Source organism: Capnocytophaga sp. ARDL2, assembly GCF_041530365.1.
GTDB lineage: Bacteria > Bacteroidota > Bacteroidia > Flavobacteriales > Flavobacteriaceae > Flavobacterium.
This window is the reverse complement of the sequence record NZ_CP168034.1, coordinates 1521888-1535894: the sequence shown is the minus strand read 5'-3', so window position 1 is coordinate 1535894 and position 14007 is coordinate 1521888. Positions and strand designations below refer to the sequence as shown.

The window sequence follows — 14007 nt, the reverse complement described above, 5'->3', positions numbered from 1 at the left end:
AAAACAATCTATTTATGTTTTAAAAAGTAAAATTAGCCCATTTCTATAAAGATTCAAAACATTTTTTGCATAAAAAAGCTCAAATCTTTGTGATTTGAGCTTTTCTAATTAATACAAATAATATGAAAAATTATTTTACATCCATCAATTCTACATCAAAAATTAAAGTAGCATTTGGTGGAATTACTCCTCCTGCTCCTCTACTTCCATATCCTAAATCTGATGGAATTACAAAACGTGCTTTGTCTCCTACTTGCAACAACATAATTCCTTCGTCCCATCCTGGGATCACTTGACCAATTCCTACAACAAAATCGATTGGTTGTTTGCGTTTGTATGAATTGTCAAACTCCATTCCGTTTACCAATTGTCCTTTGTAGTGTACAGATACTTTTTTACCTTTTGTAGCTTTGGCTCCTGTACCTCTTTGAATGAATTGATAACGCAATCCGCTTTCTGTTTTTTCAAAACCAGCTGCAATTTTGTCTAATTCAGCTTCTTTTTTTGCTTTTTCTTCTGCTAAACGCTTTTCACGACTTCCTTCAAAAACTCTGAATGCCTCTACTGCATTCCATTTTTCGGCTTCTTGTCCTACTCTGATGATTTCGATTTTTTCCATTTCATCTCCAGGCTCTACCGTATCAACCACATTTTGACCTTCTACAACATGACCAAATACTGTATGATTGTTGTCTAACCAAGGCGTTGCTATATGTGTGATAAAAAATTGTGACCCATTAGTTCCAGGTCCTGCATTTGCCATAGACAATACACCTGGTCCGTCGTGCTTTAATTCTGGATGAAACTCATCGTCAAATTTGTAACCTGGTCCACCTGTTCCTGATCCTTGAGGACATCCCCCTTGTATCATAAAATCAGCAATTACACGATGAAATTTCAATCCGTCGTAATAAGGTTTTCCTTGAGGACGTGCCGTATTTTCTAATGTTCCCTCAGCCAGTGCAACAAAGTTTCCTACTGTTCCTGGCGTTTTGTCATGTGTCAATTTTATTAAAATTTCTCCTTTTGGAGTCGTAATTTTAGCGTAAATTCCGTTTTCCATGTTTTATTAAATATTATATCGCAAAGATAAAGATTTTAAAGGCTAATCTAAAATATTTATCTTTCAAATTATTATAAAAATTCTTATTCTGACAACTTCTCAATAAACTCTTCTTCACTCCAAATCGGAATACCTAATTTGGTAGCTTTTTCCAATTTTGATGGTCCCATATCGGCTCCTGCTAAGACTACAGAGGTTTTTCCTGTGATGGAACTTCCGTTTTTTCCTCCGTAATCTTCGATTTTTTGCTTGATTTCATCTCTTGAAAATTGTGTAAATTTCCCCGAAACTACAAATATCATATCAGCAAAAATATCCGAAACTTGCGTCGATTCTTTGGTAACAGCTTCAAATTGCAATCCGTAGTTTTTCAAGCGTTCGATGATTTGAATGTTTTGTAAATCACTGAAAAAATCTATGATACTTTGTGCAATCTTTTCCCCTATTTCGTCTTGATTGACCAAATCTTCAAACGATGCATTCATCAACAAATCAATGTTTGGATAGGCAACTGCCAATTTTTTAGCAATATTTTCCCCTACATGACGAATTCCCAAGGCAAACAACACTTTTTCATAAGGAATTGATTTGGATTTTTCTACTCCTGTGAGCAAATTATCGACCGATTTTTCTGCCATGCGTTCTAATGGCAACAACTGCTCTTTTTTCAATTCGTACAAATCGACATAACTGTAAATCAATCGATTGTCGTACAATTGTTGAACAGTTTCTCCGCCCAATCCTTCAATATCCATAGCTTTTCGACCAATGAAATGTTCGATTTTTCCTACAATTTGAGGCGGACAATTGGCTTCGTTTGTACAATAATGCAAGGCTTCACCTGCTTTTCTTTCCAAAGGTGCATTACATTCTGGACAATGCGTAATGTATTTCAATGGTTGACTGTTTTCGGCTCTTTTTTCGATATTTATTCCAACGATTTTTGGAATGATTTCACCGCCTTTTTCCACAAAAACCGCATCGCCTATACGTAAATCCAATTTTTCAATTTGGTCGGCATTATGCAGCGAAGCTCTTTTTACGATCGTTCCTGCCAATTGCACTGGCGACAAATTGGCTACAGGTGTAATCGCTCCTGTTCGTCCCACCTGATACGAAATACTTTCCAACACAGACTCGGCTTGTTCTGCTTTGAATTTATAGGCAATTGCCCAACGAGGAGATTTGGCTGTGTATCCCAATTCTTCTTGAAAATCCAAACGATTGACCTTGATAACTACGCCATCGGTTTCGTAAGGTAAATCATGTCGATGCGTATCCCAATAATTGATAAAATCGAATACTTCTTGCAGATTTTTAGCTATTTTTGATTGAGAAGGTACTCTAAAACCAAATGATTTTGCAGCATTTAGCGATTGCTCTTGTGATTCAAACGCCTGATTTGCCCCAACGATACTGTACAGCAAACACTCCAACGGACGACGAGCCACCTCGCTACTGTTCTGTAATTTCAAACTACCTGATGCCGTATTTCGTGGGTTGGAATACGGTTGTTCGCCCAAAGCAATCAATTTTTCGTTCATTTCGTTGAAACCTGCAATTGGCAGAATAATTTCCCCTCGAATATCAAATTTTTCAGGAAAATCTCCTTTCAAAACCAAAGGTACAGTCTTGATTGTTTTGATATTGGTCGTAACATCATCTCCTTGAAAACCATCACCACGAGTTACGGCACGAACCAATTTTCCGTTTTCATACGAAATAGAAATCGATGCACCGTCGTATTTGAGTTCGCACATAAATTCCAAAGGCACATCGCCCAACAATTTTTGTAAGCGATTTTCCCAATCGTTTAATTCTTCAAACGAATAGGCATTGTCCAAAGAATACATTCTTTGTTGATGCGTAATGGTTTCAAAATTTTTGGTAATTCCTCCACCAACTCTTTGTGTTGGCGAATTTTCATCAAAAAACTCTGGGTGTTTTGCTTCCAATTCTTGCAACTCCTTCAATTTCATATCAAATTCATAATCAGAAATTTCTGGAGTATCGAGGATATAATATTTGTAATTGTGTTCGTTTAATTCCGAACGCAATTGATTGATTTTTTCTTGTATAGTCATTTCACTATTTGATTTTACAAACAAAAGGCTGTCTCAATTGACAGCCTTTTGATGAATATTATAATATTATGCATCAATATTTGCATAAATAGCATTTTTCTCGATAAACTCTCTACGAGGTGGTACATCATCACCCATCAACATAGAGAACACATAATCCGCATCAGCTGCATTGTTTATTGTGATTTGGCGTAGTGTACGGTATTTAGGATCCATTGTAGTATCCCAAAGTTGTTCTGCGTTCATCTCTCCCAAACCTTTGTATCGCTGCACTGTAGCACCTGCTCCCATACTGTTCATCAATTCTTGGCGTTGCTCGTCGTTCCAAGCGTAGGCTTTGTTATTTCCTTTTTTCACCATATACAAAGGTGGCGTTGCTATATATACATAACCGTTTTCGATTAATTCTCGCATATAACGAAAAAAGAAAGTCAAAATCAATGTTGCGATGTGGCTACCGTCCACATCGGCATCACACATGATGATTACTTTATGATAACGCAATTTTGACAAATTCAAGGCTTTAGCATCTTCTTCAGTACCGATGGTAACACCAAGAGCTGTAAAAATATTTCTAATCTCTTCGTTTTCAAACACTTTGTGGTGCATAGCTTTTTCCACATTCAAGATTTTACCTCTCAAAGGCATAATTGCTTGGAAATTTCTATCTCGCCCCGATTTGGCAGTACCCCCCGCCGAGTCTCCCTCGACGAAGAAGATTTCACATCTTTCTGGATCTTGCTCCGAACAGTCTGCTAATTTTCCTGGCAATCCTCCACCGCTCATTACGGTTTTTCTCTGTACCATTTCACGAGCTTTTTTCGCAGCGTGACGAGCCTGAGCAGCCAAAATCACCTTTTGAACAATGGTTTTTGCATCTGCTGGATTTTCTTCCAAATAAGCCTCCAACATATCAGCAACCGCTTGAGATACAGGAGAAACCACTTCTCTGTTTCCTAATTTTGTTTTGGTTTGTCCTTCAAATTGAGGCTCCATAACTTTTACAGAAACAATAGCCGTTAATCCTTCTCTAAAGTCGTCTCCTGTGATTTCAAATTTCAATTTGTCCAATAAACCACTTTGGTCGGCATACTTTTTCAAGGTACGGGTCAATCCCATTCTAAAACCTTGTAAATGCGTTCCACCTTCATGTGTGTTGATATTGTTTACATACGAAAAAATATTTTCCGAATAACTATCGTTGTAAATCAAGGCAACTTCCACTGGGATTTCACCTTTGTCATTTTCCATACTGATTACATGCGAAATAATAGGCGTACGATTTCCGTCTAAAAATTTCACATATTCTTTCAAACCATCTTTTGAATGGAAAGTTTCCGATTTTGAATTTCCGTTTTCATCGATTTCACGCAAATCTGTCAAAGTAATAGTAATTCCTTTGTTCAAATACGACAATTCTCTCAAACGAGCCGCCAATGTATCGTAGTTGTATTCCAAAGTTTGAGTAAAAATCGTCCCATCGGGTTTGAAAGTAACACTTGTACCCGTAGCATTTGTTTCACCAATAGCACGAGCAGGATAAATCGCTTTACCTCTTTCGTATTCTTGTTCCCAGATTTTACCATCTCTGTGAACCTCTGCACGCAAGTGATCAGAAAGTGCGTTTACACACGACACCCCCACACCGTGAAGACCTCCAGAAACCTTATATGAATCTTTGTCAAATTTACCACCTGCACCAATTTTGGTCATAACCACCTCCAAGGCAGAAACTCCTTCTTTTTTGTGAATATCTACCGGAATACCACGACCATTATCTTTTACTGTGATAGAATTGTCAACATTGATAGTAACTTGTATAGAGTTACAATACCCAGCCAATGCCTCATCAATAGAGTTGTCAACTACCTCATATACCAAATGGTGTAAACCTCTTACTCCTACATCACCAATATACATCGAAGGACGCATTCTCACATGCTCCATTCCCTCCAATGCCTGAATACTATCGGCAGAATAAGAGCTTTTCTTTATTTCTTCACTCATATTAACTTTTCTTTTTTACAAACAGCAAATATACATTTTTTTCAGCAATTTTCAAAAGGTTTTTTTGTCAAATAAATGATTTTTAAAGATTCTTTTCAACATTTTAGTTAACAAAAAAAAACGAGCTATCTTTTATGATAACTCGTTTTAGTTTTTATAATTCTACTCCTAAATAATTTTGTGGAGTAATCGCTTTCAATTCAGCTTTTATTACATCCGAAACATTCAATGTATCTACAAATTTGTGTATCAACTCTTGGTTCATCGTTTCGTTGGTTCTCGTCAAATCTTTCAATGCTTCGTAAGGATTTGGATAGCTTTCTCTACGTAAAATTGTTTGAATTGCCTCTGCAACCACCGCCCAGTTTGCTTCCAAATCTTCGTGGAATTTAGATTGGTTTAGCAACAATTTGTTCAATCCTTTCAATGTGGCTTCAAATGCTATCACCGTATGTCCGAAAGGCACCCCCACATTACGCAATACTGTACTATCCGTTAAATCTCTTTGCAAACGAGAAATAGGCAATTTTGCTGACAAATGTTCAAAAATAGCATTGGCAATACCTAAATTTCCTTCCGAATTTTCAAAATCAATAGGATTTACTTTGTGTGGCATTGCAGATGACCCCACCTCCCCTGCTTTGATTTTTTGCTTGAAATATTCCATAGAAACATACGTCCAAATATCTCTATCCAAATCGATAATAATCGTATTTATACGCTTTAACGCATCGAAAAAGGCTGCAAAATGGTCGTAATGTTCGATTTGAGTCGTCGGAAATGAGTGTTTCAATCCTAATGTTTTCTCTACGAATTTTTCTCCAAAAGCTCTCCAGTCGTTAGTTGGATATGCAATTTTGTGTGCATTGTAGTTACCTGTAGCTCCTCCAAATTTTGCAGCAAAAGGAATGTTGTTCAACAAGCGTAATTGCTCTTCCAAACGCACCACAAATACATTGATTTCTTTTCCTAAACGCGTAGGCGAAGCCGGTTGTCCGTGCGTTCTAGCCAACATAGGTACATCTTTCCACTCTACAGAAAGTTCTTTCAATTTTGCAATTACATCAATCAACAACGGTTTGTAAACCTTTTCAAAAGCATCTTTAGTAGAAAGAGGAATTGCCGTATTGTTTACATCCTGAGAAGTCAAACCAAAATGGATAAATTCCTTATATTCCTGTAAACCAAACTCTTCAAATTTATGTTTTACAAAATATTCAACAGCTTTTACATCGTGATTGGTTGTTTTTTCAACATTTTTAATCCAAAGTGCATCTTCAGCAGAAAAATTTTCATAAACCGCTCTCAATTTTCCAAATACCTCTGGATTTACATTTTTCAATTGAGGCAAAGGCAACTGACACAATGCGATAAAGTATTCAACCTCAACTAAAACTCTATATTTTATCAAAGCCTCTTCCGAAAAGAAAGGAGCTAAATTCTGCGTTTTTGAACGATAACGCCCGTCAATAGGCGAAATAGCATTTAATTCTGTCAACATATTTTTTGAAAAATTTATTAAAGGGCAAAGATACTGTTTTTTTCTTTTGATTAAATGTGAAATATTTTGAATTTAAGTAAAAAAAAATTAAATAGTTTTCCACAGGTTAAATATTTTTTTTATGTATTTTTTTATTTTGCTTTATTTAAAACAATAATCAGTTGAAAATATCTTTCTATCACTACAATTTAAACCTTTGCTAAGTAATTTAAACTTTGTTATTTCACAATTTTCATTACAAGTATGAAAAATTAATCAACTCAAAAAAGTAATTATCCCTTCTTTATTTTTATCAGCATTAGCAAATTCATTTTACAAAGTCAAAAAACCATCAATCACATATTCTAAAGCATCTTCGCTCTCGTCCCAAATTTGTGGATAAATTTCATGTTCACTCATCAAATCATAATTGTTCTTTAAATAATCTACAGTGATTTTTGAAAGTTTCGTATTTATTTTTTCTACTTGTTTAACATTGAGAAAATGTGCAGAACCACATCCTAAATCTTATGTCTCATCAACCAATTGACCACCAACCCCTCCCCCATCTAAAAAAATGATAACCATAAGTATAATTTTTCCCTATGAGTAAATACAATATTCCATATTTTATCGATATCAACTACACGACGACTTCTTCATCATAAACAATTTCTTCTAAAATAGAACTATCGTTTAGAATAGCATCTAATTCTTCTTCAGATACTCGTAAAATATTTCCTGTCATTCCCATATTATATACATTTTGAATTATCAATAAAACTCAGAATTAAAAATTTTAAAGAACAAATAGTACTTTAAAAATATTAAATTGAAAAAACTTTGAAATATTTATAATATAAAAATCTATGTAAAATATAGGGGGTAAAATGTAATGTACAAAAAGATACAATATAAAAAAGCCTTTAAAACCCCTAAAAACAAAGGAGTTACAACCAAAAAAGCCCAAAAATGTACAAAAAACAAAATGTACAAAACTGTACATTTATATGCAAAAATTGTCGCTTTTTTATGTGGGTTATTGTACGAATATAAGCCTTTTGTACAGCCCAACAAAGAAAACCCAATAAAATGTACATAACCCCAATAAAACCGCCCCTTTAGGGGCTTTTTTTATGCTTTGAAACTACTGCTTTGGACCTGCCGACCGACCATTTGCGTGACCTCACGAAAATGATAACTACTACCCCTAAAAACAGGTATTTTAGTAGTTGCTATTATAGTTGTTATTACATTTGCTATTACATTTTACTTGTTTTACCCCCTTATTAAAATAGGGGTATGGATACCACAAAATAACATTACCCCTATGTTTTTTAAAATTACAAGGGGGGTATTACCATTTGAAAAATGCAATTTTTAAAATTAAATCATTGATTTTTAAACACTTGTACACACAAAACTACTTATTACATAGGGGATATACTCATAATGGCACATTTTATTTTACTACGCCTCTCCTAAATTTGCCCCATTAAACCCACAGGCAGGGCAATAATTAACGGCGTGGTTGAATAAGCGGTTGGGATTGACTTGGTTGGGTGGATTTATTGGCAGACTTACTTTGTACAGACTTTAACGCCTGTATCTCAGCCTTTAAACGCTCATTCTCTGCCTGTAACAAGGCTTTGTTTTCTTCTAATAAAGCGTTGTTTTTCTCTAACATTTCCATTTTTTCTCTTAAAAGAGCCTCTACCTCACTATTATTAGTAGGGGGAACCTCATTTTTTACCTCACTTAATAACATTGGAGGTTTACCCGTGAGTAACCAAATCGGATTTATATCGGGGATTTCCGATAATATATTTTCGATTGCATTGGAATTTATAGGCGTTTCTTTTGCTTTTCCTCTAAAATTCGCAGAAGTCATACCAATTTTTTTATAAAAATTTTCCTTTCCAATCTTCTTTAATTCAATCACTTGTATAATTCTATCCTTTATCATCGAAAAAATATTTACGAAATCATTTGGTTTATCGAAAATTTATTTACTATATTTGCACCATCAATTTGAAAGGACAAAGTAATGAAAAAAATACGAGTACACCCAGATTTAAAGAAACAAATTGTTAAAGAATTTCAAGTAACAATGCAAAGCGTGGATATGAGCCTAAAATATGTGTTCAACTCCGAACAGGCAAAAGCTATCCGCCAACGAGCCAAAGAGTTATTACAGGCTGAAAGTGAAGCCGTTAAAACAGATGTAAAACAAGTAAATCAATAACTTATGACAAACTTAATAAACAAAGAGCAAACCATTTCAAGTTTTGAAATTGCTCAAATCACAGGAAAGAAGCACGCTCACGTGCTTAGGGACATCCGAATTATGGAATCAGCGTGGCAAAAAGTACATAAATCCAAATTTGGTTTCACGTTCAAAATCATAGACTTACCTAACGGAGCAAGTCGAAAAGACCCTTATTATGCCCTCAACAAATTAGAGTTTTTGTATGTGATTACAAAATACAGCGATGAGGCAAGGGCAAAATTGGTAATGCGTTGGGCAGAATTGGAGGAAAAAATGATTTTGCACATTCCCGCTCCCAAAACCATCAACGGAGTTAAATGTGTGGCGTATAATTATTGGCTTTTGCAAAACGGCTATTCGCTAACCAGTGGGCAGGTACGAGCAAGGATAAAAAAGTACCCCGAGCAGTTCTGCAAAACCAAAGACGGTTGGTATATGTCAGAGGCTATTGCCGAATACTTTTTGGACTATCGCAACCCACAACAATGCATCGCCGAGCTGCCATACGTAAGCCCAAAGCAACTAACTATGTTTAATTAAATAATGTTGTAAATCAATAAGTAATGAAAACGAAAACAATTTACCACCTAAACGAAAATTGCGATTTAGTGAAAATCGAAAAAAGAACCACGCTGTTGGGCGTGGCGGTCAAACGTGAAACAACTATTTACAAAGAACATTTGAAAAAAGACAATCATTGTTCGGAGGCTTCTGTAATAGCACAACGTTTTGGCTCATTGCGAAACAGCCCTGATTACATCAATAACTGGATAACGAAAGCCCCCAAATGCAACAACAAAGTAGCCGACAACGAGCCGTTTAATACGGATTGTCATCTACAATCTGAGACTGAAACTTTACCTCAAACGGCATTATGCGATGTGCGGAACAGCGGAAAAAGGTTTCAAGCAAAGCAAGGACATCTTTTGAATGTTCAATCCCCATCCCCCGAAAAGCGAACGGAAGAGAAAATCTCCATTTGCCAACAGCTTGAAGCTGAAAGATTTCTACTTGAAATTGCTCTTGGTCAGCTATTTCATTCGGAAAGGCATCGTTCCCAACAATGTGGAATGTCCCAAGTATCGGAATTAGAGCGTTTTTTATTACAAGTTGATACTTTTCAAAAATCCGTAAAGCAACATCTTCATCCTTTGCTCGAAAATAGAGATCACAATAAAATTTAATATACATAAAGCTAAATTTTAGGTTTGACGGCTACAAAGGTAGCAAATTTTCCCCAGCGGGTGCGACCCGCAACGATTAAAACCGTTCTCGTTCGTAGCGGGTGGAGAAACTAATTTTAAAACGATAAAAAAATGATAGACAGAGGTATTCGATTTTCTACACAGGTAGAAATCAAAGAACAAGGGATTGGCAAGGATATTAACCTTCGAGTTGAAAATATAGACCTTACCAACCCGCAAGAATGGGATGAGTTGCAAAACTGGCTTATTCGGTTGCGTGGGTCGCTCGTTGCAATGTGTAACGCACCCGATGGACTTGGCAAACACAATAATAGTACACATCAACCACGTTGTAGTTGGGATACTCGGTGTTCAGAAAATCCTCCGTTTTTTGAAGCTCATCAAAACGAAAATCCGCAATAACAAATTTGCGGGTGTGAATAACTTTACTCATAAATGTTTGTAATTTAATTATTTGCTACAAAGGTATCGATTTTTCCCGACCTGCTATGAGCAGGAGCAAGTAAAAATAACGCTGTGGGTCAAAGTCTGCGAAAGCAGAGTATGTGGCACTCGGGAAACTAATTTTAAAACGATAAAAAAAAATGATACGAATTGAAAATGTAGAGCAAGGAAAATATTACAAGTCATTGATAACGGATGAGTTTGTGCGAGTGGATAGTTTTAACTCACCAGACGACCCCATAGGGGTTCATTTCCACCATTTTGAAAATTATGTGTTCATCAGTTCCGAAATACCTTTACATATGTTTTTTGAAATGGAGGCTTTTAAGGAAATCACCGAAAAAGAATTTTACACCGCCCTTGACCTTGCAAGAGAGCAATTTATGAAAGATTTTAAAGCTATTAGAGGCGGTGTGTTATAGTAGTTAGTTTTATTAAGAGCGGAAAAGTCAAGGCTTACGGGCGGTTCGAGTCTGCCTCCGCAGCAAAGTTTAAAAACCATTTAAAAAGGGTTTAAAAATGTTTGAATATGTAGATAATATATTGTGTGTTTCTGCTTCGTGGTTGTACGGTGAGGGCGAAGTAATGTCGGTAAGTAACTACTGCCAACTGCTAAGTCGTAATAAACTAAAAAAGCTGACAACTGGCGGAAATGGTCGCACGGCTTGGGTGGTGTACGCCTCTTTGCCCGAACGGTTTAAATCCAAAATTGAGGAAAACCACAACCCATATAAAGAAGTGAAAACCATTGTGTTTGAAGATTATATCAAACCCGATTACGGTGCCGAACGCTTTTTTGAGCAATACTTGTTGGAGGACGAAGACGGCACGGAACATCTACCTGCCGACCGCATCCGAGAGTACAGCGACAACGCCAAAATACTCAATGCTTGTCACTTTATCGCAACCAATGTAGTGGTGCAACGCAAGTTTGGAGGTCGTAAGGAAATGTGGCAGAAAATGGCGGAAATCATTCAGCAACTGCCGTCAAAGGAATACAAACACAAACTGCCGAGCAATTATCGGGACTTGAAAGCTAAAACAATGGCGTTTAAAGGAATAAAAACCTGCAAACGCTACCCGACCAAAGGTTACGAGGGGCTGATACACAGCGGATTTATGAACAAAGTAGCCGCTAAACTCGTCGGGGTTTCCGCTGAATGGACATTGGCTCGTTGGTGCAATCAAGTGAACGTGTGTGTGAGTCTTTCGCAACTCCACGCCGAATACAACGACAAAGCCGTTGCCGAGGGGTGGAAGCTGATAAAAAACGAAAAAACATTTTACAATTTTCTGTATGCCGAAGATGTGCAACCGCTGTGGTGGGGGCATCGGTACGGCGAACTTTCTTACAAGGAAAAGTTTGGGTTTCAGCACAAAACCAAAATGCCTACAATGCGGGATAGCCTTTGGTATTCCGACGGAACGAAGCTCAATTACTACTATTTGGACGAAAACGGCAATATGGCAACCTGTCAAGTGTACGAGGTGATGGACGCATATAGCGAGGTGCTTTTAGGTTATCACATTAGCAAAACGGAGGATTACGAAGCCCAATACCGAGCCTTTAAAATGGCGGTACAAACAGCAGGATTTCGCCCGTATCAAATCGCTCACGATAACCAAGGCGGACACAAAAAACTCAAAAACGGCGACTTTTTAAGCAAAATAGCCCAAGTGCAAACCGCCACCAAGCCTTACAATGGTAAGTCAAAAACGATAGAAAGTGCGTTCGGGCGATTTCAAGACGGATTTTTAAAACGCGATTGGTTTTTTACAGGAATGAACATCACGGCGAAAACTCAGGAGAGCAAAGCAAATATGGAGTTTATCCTCGCCAACAAGCAAAATCTACCTACGTTGGACGAAATCAAAGAGCGATACGCCCAAAGACGCCGAGAATGGAACGAAGCTCCGCACCCCAAAACAGGCAAACCACGTATTGAAATGTATTTGGAAAGCCAAAATGCGGAAACAAAGAAAGTGGAGATTTGGGATATGGTTTCGCTGTTTTGGATTACGAGAAAAGAGCCGATTACCTGCGATGCGTACGGCATTTCGTTTCAAGAGAAAAAAGTCAAATACGACTATATGGTATATACGCAGAAGGGGTTGCCTGATGTGGATTGGCTCGAAAAGAATATCGGCAAAAAGTTCGTTATCAAGTTCGATCCCGATAATATGGAGCTGATTTACCTATACGAAGACACGCCTTTGGGATTGAAGTTGGTAAACGGTGCGGAAATTAAGAAAGAAGTACAACGCAATATTCAAGAACAGGATAGTTTTGATGCTCAATATATCCGCCAAGTTCAACAGCTCACGGACGGAAAACGCATCACACGCCGAGACGAAACGGAGGAATTGTTAGAAAAATACGGAATGACTGCCCAACAACAAGGGTTGAATTTGCCGAATATCAAAGGAATAGAAAACAAACGGAAAACGCTCAAATCAACGCCCAAAGACGATTTTGGCAAATATCAAAAAACAATGAGCAATACCGATTGGGACGACGAAATGGAACTTGTGCCTGTGCAGGTAAACATCAGCAAAATGATTTAAGTAACAGATTAAAAGCAAGATACAATGAATACAACCGAAAAACAACAGATAGCCAATGAATTAAAAGCCTTTTGCGACCGCAAAGGAAGTCAAAGCAAGGGGGCAAATTCACTCAAAGGCGTATCCGAAGCCTTAGTAACGCAAATTCTCAAAGGCAATTGGGACAAAATCGCCGAGAGCAAATGGCGAAGCATCAAGGCACAACTCGGAATGAGCGGAAGCGATTGGGTATTTGTGCAAACATCGAATTTTCAGACCCTTACTCGTCTGTTTGAGGATGCCCAGCAAAACAGCCAAGTATATGCCATTACCGCCCCCGCAGGTTCGGGCAAAACCAAAACAATGCAACTTTACGAACGGGAAAACCCCAACGCTTTTATGGTGCAATGCAACGAGTTTTGGAACAAAAAAGCCTTTATGAGCGAACTGCTTACGGCAATGGGGCGAGACGGTAGCGGACTAACCGTTAATGAAATGGTAGGCGAAGCCGTGCGGGTGCTGAAATCGTTGGAAAACCCTGTACTATTACTTGACGAATTTGACAAGGTAAACGACCAAGTGCTGTACTTCTTTATCACGCTGTACAACCTGTTGGAGGAACATTGCGGAATAGTAATGTGTGCCACCGACCATTTGGAAAAACGTATCAAACGAGGGCTAAAACTCAACAAGAAAGGCTACAAAGAAATATACAGCCGTATCGGTCGCAAGTTCATTGAGCTTTCGGAAATCAATCAAGCCGATTGCATCCAAATCTGCACCGCCAACAGCATCACCGAAAAAAGCGACATCAAAGAGGTTTGGAAAGACTGCGAGGGCGACCTCAGACGCGTAAAACGCAAAATCCACTCCTTGAAATTAGCTTATTCAGAACAATGAATAATGTTTAA

General features: G+C 37.6%; 12 protein-coding genes and 1 pseudogene. 7 read left to right on the top strand and 6 right to left on the bottom strand.

What is annotated here, in order from left to right; translation table 11 throughout:
* Window positions 1–130: 130 nt before the first annotated feature.
* The 6 genes and pseudogenes from AB4865_RS07830 to AB4865_RS07805 all read right to left on the bottom strand — a co-directional run bounded on the left by AB4865_RS07830 (window position 131) and on the right by AB4865_RS07805 (window position 8600).
* A complete protein-coding gene (locus tag AB4865_RS07830; protein WP_372472722.1) occupies window positions 131–1063 on the bottom strand; it encodes a peptidylprolyl isomerase in 933 nt (310 codons plus the stop codon).
* 83 nt (window positions 1064–1146) lie between these two features.
* Window positions 1147–3147 carry an NAD-dependent DNA ligase LigA gene (gene ligA, locus AB4865_RS07825; protein ID WP_372472721.1) on the bottom strand — a complete coding sequence of 667 codons (2001 nt, stop codon included), beginning with the start codon at window positions 3145–3147 and terminating at the stop codon, window positions 1147–1149.
* A gap of 66 nt (window positions 3148–3213) precedes the next feature.
* Window positions 3214–5154 (bottom strand): DNA topoisomerase (ATP-hydrolyzing) subunit B, encoded by a 1941-nt coding sequence (gene gyrB, locus AB4865_RS07820; protein WP_372472720.1) that lies wholly within the window; start codon window positions 5152–5154, stop codon window positions 3214–3216.
* Between the two features lie 154 nt (window positions 5155–5308).
* Window positions 5309–6655: an adenylosuccinate lyase gene (purB, locus tag AB4865_RS07815; protein ID WP_372472719.1), complete on the bottom strand. Its 1347-nt coding sequence runs from the start codon at window positions 6653–6655 to the stop codon at window positions 5309–5311.
* A 312-nt stretch (window positions 6656–6967) separates the two neighbouring features.
* Window positions 6968–7150 (bottom strand): annotated as a pseudogene (locus AB4865_RS07810) (DUF1877 family protein); the annotation flags it as partial.
* 1003 nt (window positions 7151–8153) lie between these two features.
* Window positions 8154–8600 (bottom strand): hypothetical protein, encoded by a 447-nt coding sequence (locus tag AB4865_RS07805; RefSeq protein WP_372472718.1) that lies wholly within the window; start codon window positions 8598–8600, stop codon window positions 8154–8156.
* Between the two features lie 81 nt (window positions 8601–8681).
* On the opposite strand from AB4865_RS07805, the gene AB4865_RS07800 reads away from it, so the two are divergent.
* The 7 genes from AB4865_RS07800 (at window position 8682) to AB4865_RS07770 (ending at window position 13996) form a co-directional block, all read left to right on the top strand.
* On the top strand, window positions 8682–8879 hold the full coding sequence (locus tag AB4865_RS07800; RefSeq protein ID WP_372472717.1) for a hypothetical protein: 198 nt from the start codon (window positions 8682–8684) through the stop codon (window positions 8877–8879).
* Between the two features lie 3 nt (window positions 8880–8882).
* A complete protein-coding gene (locus AB4865_RS07795) occupies window positions 8883–9443 on the top strand; it encodes a Rha family transcriptional regulator (protein WP_372472716.1) in 561 nt (186 codons plus the stop codon).
* A 23-nt stretch (window positions 9444–9466) separates the two neighbouring features.
* Window positions 9467–10087 carry a hypothetical protein gene (locus AB4865_RS07790; RefSeq protein ID WP_372472715.1) on the top strand — a complete coding sequence of 207 codons (621 nt, stop codon included), beginning with the start codon at window positions 9467–9469 and terminating at the stop codon, window positions 10085–10087.
* A 132-nt stretch (window positions 10088–10219) separates the two neighbouring features.
* Window positions 10220–10510 carry a hypothetical protein gene (locus AB4865_RS07785; RefSeq protein ID WP_372472714.1) on the top strand — a complete coding sequence of 97 codons (291 nt, stop codon included), beginning with the start codon at window positions 10220–10222 and terminating at the stop codon, window positions 10508–10510.
* A gap of 182 nt (window positions 10511–10692) precedes the next feature.
* Window positions 10693–10974: a hypothetical protein gene (locus AB4865_RS07780; RefSeq protein WP_372472713.1), complete on the top strand. Its 282-nt coding sequence runs from the start codon at window positions 10693–10695 to the stop codon at window positions 10972–10974.
* 97 nt (window positions 10975–11071) lie between these two features.
* Window positions 11072–13117, top strand: coding sequence for a hypothetical protein (locus AB4865_RS07775; RefSeq protein ID WP_372472712.1), 2046 nt, complete (start codon window positions 11072–11074; stop codon window positions 13115–13117).
* A gap of 24 nt (window positions 13118–13141) precedes the next feature.
* Entirely contained in the window at window positions 13142–13996 is an 855-nt protein-coding gene (locus AB4865_RS07770; RefSeq protein WP_372472711.1) for an AAA family ATPase, read from the top strand.
* Window positions 13997–14007: the final 11 nt, after the last annotated feature.